Consider the following 16845-nt stretch of genomic DNA (forward strand, 5'->3'; position numbering starts at 1 on the left):
ATGTGTTCCAGCACATCCAACCTCTGAGCCGAAGCCCGGCAAATTCATAGTCCCCTGTTAAGGGTATTTTCTCACTACAAACTTTTGATCAAATATATGACAAATAAATCATTGTCTTTTCACTTGCTATGTAAAGCGTTAGTTAAAATAATCATTTTTACCGTTATTTTTTCTGTATGCTTTACCATAACTCAAGCAAAAAACATTTCAGCACAAGACTTAAAAACAAGGATATCACTGCGTGTAGTGAATATGCCGGTTAAAGATGTGCTAAGGCAAATCAATAAAGAAACTAAAATTAGTTTTGTCTTCAGTAACTCTATTGTTACCAACCAGGAGGTAAGTTTAGATGTAAAAAACGAACAACTTGGCCTTGTACTAAAAAAGATCTTCGAGCCCCTGGGTATGGATTACTCCATATCAGGCAACGTGATCCTCATCGACAAAAAAGTAACTACTCCAACAGAAATTACATCCCAAAAGGTGGCTCCAATAAAAGTAAGCGGTAAAGTTATTGATAACGCAGGAGCGGCGTTAATAGGAGTAAGTGTTAAAATAAAAGGTAGCAGCAGCGGCACAGTAACTGACGTAGACGGGCACTATGCATTAACAGTACCTGATGAAAATGCTACGTTAATTTTCTCCTATATGGGCTTTGTAACCCAGGAAGTAGCTATAGGCGGCAGGCCGGTTGTTAATGTACAATTGGTAGAAAACCGCAATAGCCTTAATGAAGTAGTTGTTACAGCTTTAGGTATTTCCCGCCAGAAAAAAGCGCTGGCATACTCGGTAACCGAAGTTAAAGGTGAAGAATTTACGCAAGCCCGGGAAAATAACGTGGCCAATGCACTAACAGGTAAAGTTGCAGGTGTTAATGCAACAGGCCTGTCAACCGGCCCGGGTGGGTCAAGCCGTGTGATCATTCGTGGTAACGGTTCCCTTTCTGGTGGCAACCAACCCTTGTATGTGGTAAATGGTATGCCGATAGACAACTCAGTTCCGGGTGGAAGCGCAACTACTAATGGCAGTGCAGGTAATGTTGACCGTGGCGATGGTATTGCTGGTATCAATCCGGATGATATTGAATCTATAAGCGTACTAAAAGGTGGTACTGCAGCCGCATTGTATGGCGCAAGGGCAGCCAACGGTGTAATTTTAATTACTACTAAAAAGGGGCGTATTCAAAAAGGAATTGGCATTGATTACAACTCAACCTTTACCATGGAAACACCGGCTGTTTTCCCAGACTGGCAGTATGAGTACGGCCAGGGTGATGGTGGTGTAAAACCTACTACCCAGGCCGAAGCCATTCAAACCGGCAGGCGTTCTTTCGGTGCCAAAATAGATGGTTCAACTTATGTAGCAGCCGATGGTTTAGAACACCCTTATTCTGCACAAAGAAATAATATCAAAAACTTTTACCGAACCGGCTCTACATTTACTAATACAGTAGCATTTACAGGTGGCACAGAGGCCATTACCTATCGTTTTTCAGTAGCCGACCTGAACAGTAAAAGTGTTTTGCCTAACAGCGATTATGACCGTAAAACCGGCAACCTTAATGTTAGCGGCAAACTGGGTAAAAAAGTAAGCTTTGAAGCCCTGGCACAGTATAACATAGAACGTGCTAAAAACAGAGCTACCGCGGGCGATGCTTTAGGTAACCCCAACTGGACGCCATATATGATTGCCAATACCGCAGATATTACCTGGCTTAAACCAGGTTATGATGCCAAAGGCAACGAAATTGGCTGGAACGATGCCTCTATTGCTTCTAACAGCTATTTTGTGGTTAATAAGTTTCAACAGCGGGATACTAAGAACCGATTTATAGGGCAGGCCGGCGTTACCTACGAATTCATCAAAAACTTATCATTAAAAGGTGTGGTAAGCCGCGACTTTTATTACTATAACTACAATTACATTTTGCCAACCGGGACACTTTATGTTCCTAACGGGCAATATAATGAGCTTAAGGTTGATGCATCTGAAACCAACGGCTTATTAACGCTGAATTATAATGGCAAGATCAAAGATTTTGGTATCTCGGCCTTTGTGGGTGGTAACCAGCAGCGTTCGGTTTACAACGAATCAAATATCACGGGCGCCAATTATATCATTCCTTACTTTTATAGCTCAACTAACTTATCGACAGTTTCTACTACACCCAAAAATAACCAAACAGCTATTAACTCTTTAATGGGTTCGGCTGATATCAGTTATAAAAACTTTGCTTACTTAACTGTTACCGGCCGCCAGGATTGGTTTTCAACTTTAAGCCCGCAAAACAACAGCATTTTTTATCCATCAGTAGGAGGTAGCTTTGTACTTTCAGAAGCATTTAAATTACCACAGGCTGTAAGCTATGCCAAAATACGTGCATCATGGGCACAGGTAGGTGGTGGTGCACCAGATCCTTACCAGATCCATCAGGCATTTACTATGCTGCCAACCTCCGGTCAGCCCATACAAAACGTATCAAGCACTACTATTAGTAATGCAAATTTACGCCCTTATACCTCAACTACTACAGAAGCCGGTATCGAAGCGCGTTTCCTGAACAACCGTTTGGGATTTGATATTACCCTGTACAACCGTAAAACTACTGATGACATTGTATCTACCGCCATTACCGGTACCAGCGGCTACAACAATGTTATACTTAATGTTGGCGAGTTAAGCAATAAGGGTATTGAGGCCCTGGTAAATGGCACTCCAATAAAAACCAAAGATTTTACCTGGAGCACCAGCTACAATATTGCTTATAATAAAAACGAGGTAGTTAAGCTTGCCGCCGGTTTAGATCAAATTCAAGTGTCACAATCTGTAAACGGATGGGCGTACATTAACAACATTGTTGGCCAGCCTTATGGTAGTATTGTTGGTACCCGCATGATGAAAGATGCCAACGGAAATGTGGTATTCAACGCAACTACAGGCTTGCCGGTTGCTACCGGTTTGCAAACATTAGGTAATGGTGTAGCACCGTTAACAATGGGTTTTTCCAATGATTTTAAATACAAAAGATTTAGTCTGAATGTGCTGGTTGACGGGAAGTTTGGCAACAAGATCTTCTCATTGATGGAAGTTTATGGTACCCGCTTAGGTTTAATGAAAACTACTTTGCCGGGCCGCGAAAACGGACTGCAACTTACCGGTGTTGACCAAAGCGGCAACCCTTATTCAAGAGTGGTTCCCATTTCAGGTTTACGTTCTTACTATGATAATTATAAATCATATTCAGAACTGTTCCTGCATGATGCCGGCTTTGTAAAGCTTCGGCAGGTTATACTAAGCTACTCTATCCCGGTAGAAAAACTTAAAGCAGTAAACCTGCAAGGTGCATCTATAGCCTTTGTTGCGCGCAATTTGCTCACTATATATAAGCAAACAGACAACTTCGATCCCGAGTCGAGCTTTACCAATGGGTCAAGCCAGGGTTTTGAATCGTTTGGATTGCCCAGAACCAGAAGCTTTGGTTTAAACCTGACGGTTAAATTTTAATTATAAACGTGCATTAATGCATCAATTAAAAGACAATTAACATGAAAAAAAACTTTAGAAAATATTCTATACTGATTTTAACCGTCTGTATGGGTTTACAGGCGTGCGATAAGGGATTCGAAGAAATGAACACTAACCCAAACGCATCGGCAACCCCAACTCCTGCTTTTGTATTTACCAAAGCATTGTTAGATGGGTCCGGTGATGTTCTCAACCTTCTTCAGGGCACTATGCAATATACTACCAGTTATAATGATGTTGCCGGTTTTGGTGCTAAGTATATTCTTAGCCAAAGCCAGCAATCATGGACGGTGTTTAACAATGCATACCCTAAAGAAATAAATGAGATACAACAGGTAATTGGCCAGGTATCCGGCAGTCCGGATCAGGTTAACCTGCTTTCATGTGCGCGTATCTGGCGGATATATTGCTTTAGCCGCGTTACTGATCTATATGGCGATGTCCCTTATTCACAAGCCGGCAAGGGGTTTGAAAGTGCTAACTACAAACCTGTATACGACCCGCAACAAGCTATATATGCAGACATGCTTAAAGAGCTTGATGAGGCTGCAGCTGCTATTGACCCAACCAAAGCAAACTTTGGCGCAGCCGATCTGATATATAATGGCGACATGGCTAAATGGAAAAAGTTCTCCTATTCGCTTATGCTGCGCCTGGCTATGCGCATGACCAAGGCCGATATAGCTTTAGCCGAAACATGGGCGAAAAAAGCAATTGCAGGCGGTGTAATTACTGTGGATGCAGATGTGGCGAAAGTTTCGGGTTATGTGTCTGCAGGTCAGGATATCAACAAAAACCCACTTGCTTTAGCAATGCTCAATTCTGATTATATAGGTGCAAATGGTTCAAGCAACCCCGAAGGTGGCAAGTTTCAGGATGTATTTATTAATTATCTGAAAACAAATAAAGACCCCCGATTGGGCGTGCTCTCAGTAGTTTGGGTAGGCGGTAAAGCAGATACTACAGCGGCTACCCAAAAAGGTATGTCATCAAGCTTAAGTTCTAAACCCGCGAATTTTGTTACCTATTCAGAGCCTAATCCAGCTACCATTCTTCAGCTTAATAGTCCTTATCTTCTGTTAACCAACGCCGAAACCAGTTTTTTACTTGCCGAAGCCGCATTACGTGGCTGGTATAGTGGTGCATCAGCCAGTGCATCATATGTAAATGGTATAAGCGCCTCAATGCGCCAGTGGTCGTTATTTGGAGCTGGGGGTACTATTAGCGACAATCAGATCCAAACTTATATTAAATATCATTCGCTTAACACGGCCGGTACATTTGCAAGCCAGATGGAGCAGATCTATACTCAATTTTGGGTGGGTGTTTATCCAAATTCACAAGAAGTGTTTGCGAGTTACAGGCGTACAGGCTATCCGGCCCTGGTACCTAATAATTATGTAGGTAACGCTACAGGTGGTAAAATTTTCAGAAGGTTCCTGTATCCTGCTACTGAACAAAACTTAAATGGAGAAAATTATCAGGCTACTATCGCCCGCCAGGGCCCTGATGAATTTTTAACCAGAATGTGGTGGGACCGCCCGTAAATAAATAGTTAATTTTAGTTGATTATAAATAGCCCTGTCGGTAACATGCCGGCAGGCTATTTAAAACATAAGAGCTAATATATATTTTAACCAATAAAAGCATAAATCAATTTACAATGGAAAGAAGATCTATCTTAAAAAAAGTACTGGCTTCGGTTGCCGGTATCTCCGTATTTGGGTTAGCAAACGCCGCCCCGGTACAAAATGAAGAAAAAGAAGTAAATAATGTAACCGAGTATCAGGATGTACCCCTGTTTTCAGGATCAACCAAGCTTGGGAATATGGTTTTTGTAGCCGGTAAAGGCGCTCATGTTGAACCTTTTGAAATTAAGGCACATACGGAGATTGTACTTAAAGAACTTGAATCAGAGCTAAAAAAAGCAGGCTCATCAATGGAAAAGGTGCTAAAAGTAAATGTGTATTTAAATGATATTGCCGATTACAAAGGCATGAACGAAGTTTATAAAGGCCGTTTTGGTAAAAAACCACCTGTACGTACTACTGTAGCCGTTGCCAAGGGAGGTGTTCCGGGTGACTCCCTGGTTGAGATGGATTGCATTGCTTACATATAGTTTACCTCTTAAAATTTAATAATGAAACGCAGAAACGTTATAAAGAGCCTTACCATGCTTCCCTTTGCCGGGAGCATAGTTGCAAAGGCTGCTACAACATATACACCCGCCGTAGCCCCGCCCGCTGCAAAGCGGGACCTCTTTAAAGAGCTTGGTGTTACTCCTGTTATAAATGCATCGGTAACCATGACATTCTTATCAGGGTCATTAATGCTGCCCGAAGTACTTGAAGCCATAAATTCAACCTCACATGACTTTGCAAACATGTTTGAATTGCAGGATAAAGTAGGCGCTAAAATTGCAGAAATGCTGCATTGCGAGGCTGCAATGGTTACCTCGGGAGCGGCGTGTGCTATGCTTTTGGGTACAGCTGCCTGTATAACCGGCACTGATGCCGAAAAGATAAAAATGCTGCCCAACTTACCAGGCCCGCGGGCTGAGGTTATCATGCAAAAATCGCACAGGTATTTGTTTGACCAGGCCGTAAGTACAACAGGTGCTAAGATCATTGAGGTAGATGGCGCGGCAGAAATGGCACAGGCCATTAACAATAATACGGTTATGGCTTTGTTTTTTAATGCTGCCGAAAAAAGCAGTATTACGCATGAAGACTTTTTGAAAGTAGCCAAAGCGCGCAACATACCTACCTTTTTAGATGCGGCGGCAGATGTACCACCGGTTGAAAACCTTTTTAAGTTCCAGAAAATGGGATTTGACCTGGTTACTTTTTCGGGTGGTAAAATGATACGCGGCCCGCAAAGTGCAGGGTTACTCTTCGGTCGTAAAGACCTGATAACTGCCGCAAGGTTAAACCACAGCCCGCATGAGGCGCCTATCGGCCGCCCAATGAAGGTGAACAAAGAAGAAATGTTTGGCATGTACGCGGCGTTAAAATCTTACATCGAAAGAGATCATAAAAAAGAATGGGAAGACTGGCTGCAGCGCGCGAAACAAATTGGGGGCAAGCTGGAAGCATTACAAACAGTAAAAACAAAAACAGTTGTTGACCCTGGTCCGGCTAATGCGTTTCCGAGTTTGTTTGTAACATGGGATCAAAGCAAGATCAAAATTACGCCAAAGGATGTGCAGACAGCGCTCAAAGATGGCACGCCAAGCATTGTTACCAATTCAAAGGGTGATTCGCTTGTTGTAGGTGTTGTGCTTTTACGGCCAGATCAGATTGATATTGTAGCCGGCAAGGTACATAGCATCCTGCAAAAAGCTTCAGCGGTATAATGTAAAGCACCTATGCATTAACACTGCTTAATCATTAATTATTTGTCCTTTTTTTCACAGGGCCTTTACTATACAAAGGCTTAACGGGGATTCTTTTTTTTAAATTTTTAACGATCTATCTATGAAAAATATACTCTTTTTTATCCTCGGCCTGTTATGCTTATCCTTCCAGGCCGGGGCACAATCTTATAATATTGTTATTAAAGGCGGCCATATAATAGACCCCAAAAACAATATTGACGACATCATGGACATTGCCATAAAGGATGGAAAAATAGCTCAGGTTTCAAAAAATATTGACAGTAAACAAGCCGTACAAGTTGTTAACGCCAAAGGCTTGTATGTTACTCCGGGGTTGATAGATATTCACTCGCATAATTTCTTCGGTACCGAGCCAGATCATCAGTATGAGAATGGCAACCTGGCCTTACCGCCTGATGGCTTCACTTTTAGAAACGGCGTTACCACTGTTGTTGATGCCGGCAGTTCGGGCTGGCGCACGTTCCCTACGTTTAAAGCGCAAACTATTGACCAGGCGCAAACAAGGGTGCTGGCTTTTATTAATATTGCAGGTGAAGGTATGCGCGGCGGCTATGAGCAAAATTTGAACGATATGGATTCAAAAATGTCGGCCCTGGTAGCGCGGCAGTATAAAAAATACGTTGTGGGTTTTAAAGTTGCGCATTACGAAGGCCATGAATGGGCGCCGGTTGATCGTGCGGTTGAAGCAGGTAGGTTAGCAGGGGGGATTCCGGTGATGATTGATTTTGGCGGTAGTACGCCACCTCTTTCAATAGAAGAATTGTTTATGAAGCACCTGCGCCCCGGCGATATTTTCACACATTGTTTTGGCCAGTTAAAAAGCCGGGAATATATTGTAGACCTGAAAACCCAAAAAGTTAAGCCTTTTGTTTGGGAAGCCCGCAAGCGTGGAATTTTCTTTGATGTTGGTTATGGCGGTATCAGTTTTGCTTACTCACAGGCAATACCGGCAGTAAAAGAAGGGTTTTTCCCTAACTCAATAAGTACAGACATACACACCGGCAGCATGAACAATGCCATGAAGGATATGCTTACCACCATGTCTAAGTTTTTGGCTATGGGGATGGATCTCAAAAGTGTGATCCGTGCATCAACATCAAACCCGGCCCTTGAGATAAAGCACGAAGAATTAGGCAACCTATCTGTAGGCGCTGATGCTGATGTGGCTATATTGAATGTAAGAGAAGGTAAATTCGGTTTGTTTGACTATACCGGCTATAAAGTTGAAGCCGATAAAAAACTGGAATGTGAGTTAACTATACGCGCCGGCAAAATAGTTTATGATTTAAACGGCATTGTTGACCCTATTGAAATTCCAAGAAATTCAGCATCGAAGTAATACCGTTTAACCAATTACGGTATTACTAAACCAATTATAAATCTTTTATCAACGATTTTATGAAATTAAGAGTTGTTACAATTGGCATGCTTCTGTTTGGCTTTTGCCAAACAGGCATTGTCAAAGCACAAACCATATCAAGAGACGAACTGATATTTTATACCTCTGAATGGAAGGGAGAACGCTTTAAAGATGGCAGGCCCAAAATATCTGACGATTTAATACAGCGGGCTAAAAACATAGGCATTGAAGAAGCCTGGACCGTTTTAAAAAACGAGGGTTATAATAACCAGTTTGAAAGGAACTGGAAACTGGTTCATGATGATGTGCCCGTTGTAGGCAGGGTTGTTACAGCCATGTTTATGCCCAGCAGGCCCGATATCGAAAAAAATATTAAAGACCGTGGCAGCAAGCAGGGGCGTAAGGGGAATACCAATGCCTGGCCTATTGATGTACTTACCAAAGGTGATGTATATGTGGCAGACGGCTTTGGTAAAATTAAAGGAGGTACACTGATAGGGGATAATTTAGGCAATTCTATTTATAATAAAACGGGCAATGGGGTAATATTTGACGGCTCGGCCCGCGACCTGCAGGGCTTAAGCAAGATAAATGGTTTTAATGCCTTTGTGCGCGATTTTGACCCGTCCTATCTGGAAGAAATGGTTTTAATGGGACTCAATACGCCGATCCGCATTGGGCAGACTATTGTATTACCTGGTGATCTGGTAATTTCTGAAAAAGAAGGTGTACTTTTTATACCCGCCCACTTAGCTGAAAAAGTGGTTGTAACTGCCGAATTTATAGCCCTGCGAGATAAATTTGGGCAGGCTATGCTTAAATCGGGCACCTATACTACAGGCGAAATAGACAGCCAATGGACAGCCCCCATTAAAGATGCCTTTTTAAAATGGTTGAGCCAAAATCCTAAAGAGGTGAAAATGACCCGGGCACAGTTGGACGAATTTATGCAAAAACGTACCTGGTAAAACCCTCGTGATTTAATTTAACCATTCAATATTAAACTCAAGAAATTGAAAACAATTTATATTTATAAAGCACTGGCAGGCCTATCTGCAGTATGCTTTCTTACTGCATTGGCAGTAACTTTTAATAGCAGTATCGCTAATGCCGGCCCCTTTCTTATTGCAGCATTCATTATACTTGCCATTGCATTCAGGGGCTTTGTAATGCTTAAGGGCTTCTCTTATACCCTCATTATTTTCGCGGCGGTTACAACAGCCTTGTATTATCCGCAGTATTTTATCCAGATAAACGGGGTCAAACTATCCATACTCATTACGCCATTAATACAGCTTATTATGTTTGGTATGGGCACATCAATGAGCATAAAAGATTTTGCAGGTGTAATTAAAATGCCAAAAGGTGTGTTTATTGGTGTGTTTAGTCATTTTTTGATCATGCCTTTGCTTGGTTTTACCTTAGCCAAACTAAGTGGTTTCCCACCGGAAATTGCAGCCGGTATCATCTTAATAGGTTGTTCACCAAATGGTATGGCTTCTAACGTGATCTCTTATCTGGCTAAAGCTAATCTGGCTTTATCCATTACCATTACCGCCGTATCAACCATGCTTGCACCTTTTTTTACCCCGCTGCTTATGAAAGTATTGGGTGGCGGTTTTATAGAGATAGATGTATTAAATATGATGTGGGATATTTTTAAAATGGTTATTATACCTATTGGTGCCGGCATTGTATTTAACAGGTACCTGCTTAAAAAGGTTAAGTGGCTTGAGGCAGTAATGCCGCTTGTATCAATGTTTGGTATCGCGCTCATTATTGTGGTTATTACAGCGGCAGGAAGAAGCAGTTTATTAAACATTGGCTTTATGCTGATATTTTTGGTGCTTATCCATAATTTATTGGGTTATACATTAGGCTACTGGTCTGGCCGGTTATTTAAAATGCCCGAACGCGATTGCCGCACCATGGCTATAGAAGTTGGTATGCAGAATGGAGGTTTGGCTTCGGGGTTAGCAAAAGAAATGGGTAAAATGGCGACTGTGGGTTTAGCCCCGGCAGTATTTGGCCCGCTCATGAACATCACCGGCTCTTTGTTGGCTACTTATTGGCACCGCAAACCGCTTAACGATGAAAACTTAAAAAAGCCAGATTGAAATAGGTTATCAGATTTTTATAAACTACCAATATAGCCACCCGAAAATGTCTGGTCAGGGCACATTGAATTTTCCGGCTTAAATTATGCCGGTTGTTACTGACCAGACAAGCGCCGTACTTTATTAACCCTATTGAGGGTATAGCTGAAGTTTTGATCGCCTGTATGGAATTTATGGTTTTCATCCAGGATAAAAAGAACATTTTCGTCGCCCTTCAAAAGATAGATCGATTTGCCGGGCAGGTTGGTTTCAAGTATATATTCAGTAGCGGCCGGGTCAGTTTTTGTTCCCCTGATGATCTTCCATTTTCCCTTTAGTGGCCGGCGTCCAAACATTTCGGTTGTTAGTATGTAAGTGGTCGGCTTCAGTGTTAGCGTATCCCTGAAAAAAATAACCTGCCATTTCAGGTGGTCGCAATCGGATGGCAAATTAGCCCCCAATTGCCTGCTGATTTCAAAACAGGGTGTACGGCCTTCAAATATCCCATAAACGGCCCGGCCTTTTGGCATCTCTCTAAACGTAATGCTTTCTGAAATTTTATTGTCAGGAGCTGCTGTCTGGCCTTCTGCATTATTGGTTAGTAAGAAACCAAAGCAGGCAGACAGGATAAAAATAATCTGTTTCATTGTTGTATTCTGCTAAGTGTGTAGCTCCATGCACCGTTTCCTATCATCAGTTGCTGACGGCTATCCAATAAATGGAGTAAATTTTCATTTAACCGGAGAAATGAAACGGAGACCGGGGGCTTATCAGGATCCAGGCGATAGACTATGGCGGCAGGATTTGTTCTTGTACCTTTTGTAATAACCCATTTTCCTTCCCTGTGAAGAGGGGTGCCCCCATTTATAAGTCCTTGTGTGCCTTGATTGGGCATTCCATAAACACAATTAAGTGTGTACGTTCCGGATGTTTGTTTCTTGGTGTCCCCAAAAAGTTTGAGTTCCCATTTAATAAGTTCGCAAGTAGCTTCTTTAGGGATGCCGGGCAAAGGTTTTGTGCCTGGGCTGCAGGGCGTACTTGCCATGAAAACAGCAGGAGCTGATAATTTACCAGCGGATGTTACCTGCGCGTTAGCATTTATAGCTGTTATATGTATGCTGATCAAAAATAATGAAACAACATGTGCTGCCTTTTTCATATCATGATTTTTAATTTCCGTAAATTTTCTTTTCCACGTCCTCTTTATAATTCCGGCCTATGGGTATTTGGTGGTCAGGTATTATGATCCTGTTTTTTTCTATCCGCCTAATTTTATCCTTAGCTACAATAAATGATTTATGCACTCTGATAAAATGGGTGTCCGGGAATATTTCCAGCATAGATTTTACCGATCCCTTAATAACAATCCTCCGCTCGGGAGTATGGATAATGGCATAGTCCTTTAATCCCTGTATATGTGATACCTCTGCAAAGTATAGCTTTATCTTTTGCACACCACTTTTAACGAATACAAAATCCGGAGTGTCCCGGCTCATTTCCAGATTGGTGCCTTCCATTTTTAAAGCAAGGAACTCTTTGATCTTATCAAGTGCTAACAGGAAACGATCATGGGAGATCGGCTTTAATAAAAAGTCAATAACCCCTAGTTCAAATCCTTCAAACGCATAATTGCGAAACGCTGTAGTAAATACAGTAATTGGCGGCTGGGTTAATGATCTTAAAAAATCAATCCCGTTCATCTCCGGCATCTCAATATCTAAAAATATAACGTCAACTGTATTGCACTGTAAAAACTGATGGGCATCAAAGGCATTGCTGAAAGCCCCGGCCAGCCTAGCGTATCCCGATTGTTGCAGGTAGCTTGTCAAAATGTCCCTGGCAAGCGGTTCATCGTCTATGATCACGCAATTCAGCATGGCAAATTTATTTTTAATAATACATGAAAATGATCTGGCTGATTGGTGATCTGCAGGGTATGGTTGCCCGGGTATAATAACTCCAGTCGTTTTTTAAGATTATCAAGGCCGATACCGCCATTATGCTCAGGCTGATGAAAATTAAGTTTATTATTTGTTATAGTTACTTCAAGCGCGGTATCTATACGAATAGTGATGTGCAGGTAAGCATTATGTATAGCCCTGCTAATACCATGTTTGAATGCATTTTCTACAAGAGGTAAAATTAAAAATGGCGGTATCAGGCACTTATTCGGGTTGCCGGTAACCGTTAAACTTATCTCTGCATTGTTTCCTTGTCTTAACTTTTCCAACTCCAGGTAATTACTCAGGTATTTGATCTCCTTTTCCAGGGGTACATAGGTTTCTTCACTTTCATACAGCATGTATTCCATCAGTTCAGATAGTTTTAATACTACATCGGGTGCTTTGTCTGATTTTTTTATAGTTAAGGCATACAGGTTGTTCAATGCGTTAAACAAAAAATGCGGGTTTACCTGAGACCGGAGATAATTTACTTCTGCCTGTAGCTTTTCTACCCGCATCTCTTGCAGTAATTTAGTTTGCTCGTACCAGTCAATACTGAATTTTAGTGCAACTGTTAATAATAAATACAGGGAAGTATGCGTGAAATTATATATAATGGAACTATAAAGACGGGCATTCCTGGTAGGCCCCAATACAAACCCGAATAAATTATAATCATAAAGGCTCTGAATTATCAGATAGCCAAAAACCAACAATATTACCAATACAAAATAAGGTACGTATCGTTTATGCATCAGGTAGCGGGGTATCAGCCAATGTATATTAGCCCAGGCAAGGGCAATCAATAAACCAATCCTTACAACAGAACAGGCAATAAAATTCGGAAGGCCTGCTTTTGTGATCAGGTAGGTTCTGTCATATAGAAAAATAATGGTCACCAATACCCAATAGGCAAAATAGATCCATGAACGCCTTGTTCTGAATTGTTGGCTTATTTTTGAGCTGACAGTATTTTGCATTTACTAAATAACGGATTACTAAAGGAAGCGCAAAGTTTTATAGAGCAACTACAAAAAATGTAGATGAAAACGATAAATATATTTACAATAATTACCCATTTTTATAAACCGGCTTAATAACCCTGGGCCGCTATTAATAGCCTTCGGTACGTTTTACAGTATTTAAAAGTTCAAGCTTTTCATATAACGCGGCGGGTTGAAAGGGCTTAGAAAGATAATCATGCATTCCGGCCTCTTTAATTTTGTCATGAATATTGTGGGATACTGATGCGGTTAAAGCAATTATAGGGATACTTGCTTTAACTGGGTCAATAAAAGAGCGTATAGATAACGTAGCCTGATAGCCATCCATAACCGGCATATGCAGGTCCATTAATACGGCATCAAATGCGTTATTCAAAAGCTTATCAACAGCCTCCTGGCCATTGTGTGTAACAACAGTTTTGACATGCCATTTTGATAAAAGTTTTACAAGTAACAGTGCGTTAATAGGATTGTCTTCGGCTATAAGTATATTAAGACTTTCAAGATTGGCATACATAGTGTTATGTGAAGGCAAGACCTTAAGACTACCTTTATATAAATTGAAGTGAATGTCAAATGAAAACACAGAGCCTTTACCCGATTGGCTTTCTAATTGAATACTGCTGTTAAAAAGCTTAAGTAATCTTTTAACAATAGCAAGGCCAAGGCCGGTACCGCCATAATGACGTGTAGTATCTGCCGATGCCTGTATAAAGGGTTCAAATATCACTTCCTGCCGATCAATAGGAATGCCGATGCCGGTATCTTCAACCGAAAAATGAATTGTTATTTGTTCCGCATCTTCCTGACCGACAAGAGCCTTTACACTTACTTTTCCGGTTTCGGTAAATTTTATGGCATTACCTGCCAGGTTATAGATAATTTGCGTAAGCCTTGTAGGGTCAGCAATTATCCATAGTTCCTGCAGCTTTTCATCTACTTCAAGTACCAGTTCAAAGCCTTTTTCGGTGGCTTTTTGCTGAAGACCGGAACATACCTTATGCAATAAACCAGGTAAATGAACAGGTATAGTTTCTAATTCAATTTTGTCGTTTTCGCTTTTATTATAATCTAATATATCATTAACCAGTGTAAGCAAACTAATTGCCGAAAATTCAAGCACATCCAGGTTTTCGGTTTGCTCTTTTGTTGCGGTATCTTTTATCAGATTGGTCATCCCTATCACTGCATTTAACGGCGTGCGTAACTCGTGCGACATGGTTGATAAGAATACAGAGCGTGATTCTGCCAATGCTTTAGTTTCTGCTATAGTGGCCTGAAGTTGTTTATTAAGAGCTTCTTTTTCGTCAACACTATTACGAAACGCCCGGTAAAAGAGATAATGAACCAGTACCATGGTAATAAAGTTTAGCAGCACAATCACTTCAAAACCCGGTGAAGGCAATTCTTGTGGTATAATATCCAGGTGCCATTTTGCCCTGCTTATAATTACCAGGTAAAGCATTACTGGCGAGATGGCCAAAACGCTATAAATAGAAGCGTAACGATTATCTATTAGGTAGTAACTTACAAAGGTTACCATAAAAACAAACTGTATGGTAAGCAGGTTAATATGCAGCCCAAAAATAAAGAGGTTTGCCCAAATGCCTGCAGCGCCTGTTAAAAGTATAATGTGCGATATAATATTTATACTAAACGGCTTGTATAACAGGTATTTAATTAATGCCAGGTATAACAAAAAGAAAAAACTAATACGATACAGTTGTTGATTTTGTATGTTATTAATTACCAAAGGTACTAGTATGAATATCTTTAGGAGAGAGAACAATAAAATGGTGTAGGTGATTTTTATTCGAGCCTGTTCTAAACCATCTGGCTGTTGCAGCAATACCTTTTTTAAGGAGAAATTAAAAAAAGGTATCGATCCTTTCATGATCTGTATCAGCTAAAGTATTATGAGTAGGGTGGTGTAATTAAAAGCTAAATTATTAAAAGTTTTAATAACATAACGCCTTATTTACTATAGCTTAATATTTAGGACACAAATGCAGTCGATATAAGTTGAATTTATGCGATAAAGTTGTATTCAGATGATGGCCTGTACCTAACTTAAACCAATACAACTGGCGGATGTAACCGCTTATAATTAATAAACGCAAGGTAGCCTCGCGCTACCCTGCGTTACTTATTAACTGTCTGTATTATTAAATTGATTATACCCTTTATTCTTATCAGGTATTGTTTATAGTGTTTAACTCATCAATTATTTGCCCAGCGGTTTTTTCGTTAACCTTTTTGTGGTTTTTAATAACAGACTTTGCCTTTTCCTCATAATCAGGACTTAAATTCTTTTGTATAGATTCTGCACTTAACTTAATTCTTTTGAATGAGTTATCAGGGAAGAGCAGGTAGTATTCGTAATTGCTAACAAATTTATTACTAAAGTCCCCTGTGTAATTTGAGCCGGCAGATTTATAACCCTGCTGTTCTTTTACGGTGCGTAATTTTAACAGCATTATTTTAGTATTGGTTGTATCGCTGCTTAGCAACTCGTAAAATTTAATGTCGCCGGTAAAAGCATATTTATAAAATTGCTTTTTCTTACCGTTGTCGCTCAGGTAAAAAGATTTCAGGGAGTTATTATCAATAACGATGACTGAATCTTTATACTTTGTATAAAGCTCATGATTCATAAAATTAAAATTGAACTGATACCCTGCGGATACAGACAAATTACTTGTACTTACCGCGCCACCGTACATCCATTCATCTGCGTAAAAAATATCTTTCCCTGCTATGCTTTTAAAATCTTTTAAACTTTTATAATTTAAACTGCTGGTAGCAAGTATATTGAAATTTCTATACGCCTCACTAAGAGAACCGGTTTGATTTGTTTGGGCAAAAGCACTAAAGCTTAAACCAACCGATGCAAGTAAAATATATAAAAGTTTGTTTTTCATAATTACAAATTGTTAAAACAGAAGGGAATTGAGGTATTCCCTTCTGTAAGAGAGTTTATTTGTTTGTTAACGGCAACAAATATGTTTTGTAATTAGTGCCGATGTTTTCACCGCTTGCGTCACTTATAGAATAAGGGAGAATGTACTTTTTGGTAGCATCCAATAAACTTAAGTTTACTTTAACCGGAATAGAAGCATCATTGGTGCCTGCTGCAATAGTTGCTTTTAAATTACCTGCAGAAATGGCGTTATCTGGCACAGCTATATAAGCAGTGCCGAATTTTGCATTATATGCGGTTATTGCAGCCTCATCTTTTACAAATGTTACCACAACCTCTTTAGGTAATGTATTTTCCCAGGATACCCTTGCATATAGAAGTACCTCATATGCCGTATTGCCCGCAAAAGTTACCGAAGTTGCCGCGGTTGCTGTGTTTTTGGGCCAATTAGCATTTGGTATAATAACTATTGGTTGTATCTCATTATAATTTGTGATCGGTTCATCTTTTAAACAAGATGTAAATAGCATGGCTATAACCGAAAATACTGCTAATAAACTTATGTGTTTTTTCATATTTTTAATTTTAAAATTATTCACT

General features: G+C 40.4%; 14 protein-coding genes. 7 read left to right on the top strand and 7 right to left on the bottom strand.

The genetic code is table 11. The annotated features are described in order from the left end of the window. The first annotated feature begins 96 nt into the window (after window positions 1–96). From WC743_RS01045 to WC743_RS01075, 7 genes are all read left to right on the top strand, one after another. Window positions 97–3504: a SusC/RagA family TonB-linked outer membrane protein gene (locus WC743_RS01045; protein WP_373009864.1), complete on the top strand. Its 3408-nt coding sequence runs from the start codon at window positions 97–99 to the stop codon at window positions 3502–3504. A gap of 41 nt (window positions 3505–3545) precedes the next feature. Then, window positions 3546–5072, top strand: coding sequence for a SusD/RagB family nutrient-binding outer membrane lipoprotein (locus WC743_RS01050; RefSeq protein ID WP_373009865.1), 1527 nt, complete (start codon window positions 3546–3548; stop codon window positions 5070–5072). A gap of 116 nt (window positions 5073–5188) precedes the next feature. Continuing rightward, window positions 5189–5644: a RidA family protein gene (locus tag WC743_RS01055; protein WP_373009866.1), complete on the top strand. Its 456-nt coding sequence runs from the start codon at window positions 5189–5191 to the stop codon at window positions 5642–5644. Between the two features lie 21 nt (window positions 5645–5665). Further along, a complete protein-coding gene (locus WC743_RS01060) occupies window positions 5666–6880 on the top strand; it encodes an aminotransferase class V-fold PLP-dependent enzyme (protein WP_373009867.1) in 1215 nt (404 codons plus the stop codon). 121 nt (window positions 6881–7001) lie between these two features. Continuing rightward, on the top strand, window positions 7002–8261 hold the full coding sequence (locus tag WC743_RS01065; protein WP_373009868.1) for an amidohydrolase/deacetylase family metallohydrolase: 1260 nt from the start codon (window positions 7002–7004) through the stop codon (window positions 8259–8261). A gap of 59 nt (window positions 8262–8320) precedes the next feature. Next, entirely contained in the window at window positions 8321–9250 is a 930-nt protein-coding gene (locus WC743_RS01070) for an RraA family protein (RefSeq protein ID WP_373009869.1), read from the top strand. A 45-nt stretch (window positions 9251–9295) separates the two neighbouring features. After that, window positions 9296–10399, top strand: a complete 1104-nt coding sequence (locus tag WC743_RS01075) for a bile acid:sodium symporter family protein (protein ID WP_373009870.1) — start codon at window positions 9296–9298, stop codon at window positions 10397–10399. A 95-nt stretch (window positions 10400–10494) separates the two neighbouring features. Here the strand turns inward: WC743_RS01075 and WC743_RS01080 are convergent, their stop codons facing one another. The 7 genes from WC743_RS01080 to WC743_RS01110 all read right to left on the bottom strand — a co-directional run bounded on the left by WC743_RS01080 (window position 10495) and on the right by WC743_RS01110 (window position 16820). Next, window positions 10495–11025 carry a hypothetical protein gene (locus WC743_RS01080; RefSeq protein ID WP_373009871.1) on the bottom strand — a complete coding sequence of 177 codons (531 nt, stop codon included), beginning with the start codon at window positions 11023–11025 and terminating at the stop codon, window positions 10495–10497. Then, the gene (locus WC743_RS01085; protein ID WP_373009872.1) at window positions 11022–11537 is read right to left on the bottom strand and encodes a hypothetical protein; all 516 of its coding nucleotides are present in this window, start codon (window positions 11535–11537) and stop codon (window positions 11022–11024) included. The genes WC743_RS01080 and WC743_RS01085 overlap by 4 nt, the downstream gene beginning before the upstream one ends. A 10-nt stretch (window positions 11538–11547) precedes the next feature. After that, entirely contained in the window at window positions 11548–12255 is a 708-nt protein-coding gene (locus WC743_RS01090) for a LytR/AlgR family response regulator transcription factor (protein ID WP_373009873.1), read from the bottom strand. Next, entirely contained in the window at window positions 12249–13301 is a 1053-nt protein-coding gene (locus WC743_RS01095) for a sensor histidine kinase (RefSeq protein WP_373009874.1), read from the bottom strand. The genes WC743_RS01090 and WC743_RS01095 overlap by 7 nt, the downstream gene beginning before the upstream one ends. 133 nt (window positions 13302–13434) lie before the next feature. Then, complete coding sequence (locus WC743_RS01100) at window positions 13435–15219, bottom strand: ATP-binding protein (RefSeq protein ID WP_373009875.1); 1785 nt, start codon at window positions 15217–15219, stop codon at window positions 13435–13437. A 298-nt stretch (window positions 15220–15517) separates the two neighbouring features. Further along, window positions 15518–16246, bottom strand: coding sequence for a hypothetical protein (locus WC743_RS01105; RefSeq protein ID WP_373009876.1), 729 nt, complete (start codon window positions 16244–16246; stop codon window positions 15518–15520). Window positions 16247–16301: 55 nt separating this feature from the next. Then, complete coding sequence (locus WC743_RS01110) at window positions 16302–16820, bottom strand: DUF1735 domain-containing protein (RefSeq protein WP_373009877.1); 519 nt, start codon at window positions 16818–16820, stop codon at window positions 16302–16304. Between the last annotated feature and the right edge of the window lie 25 nt (window positions 16821–16845).

Origin of the sequence: Mucilaginibacter sp. (assembly GCF_041660805.1) — a bacterium.
Taxonomy (GTDB): Bacteria; Bacteroidota; Bacteroidia; order Sphingobacteriales; family Sphingobacteriaceae; genus Mucilaginibacter.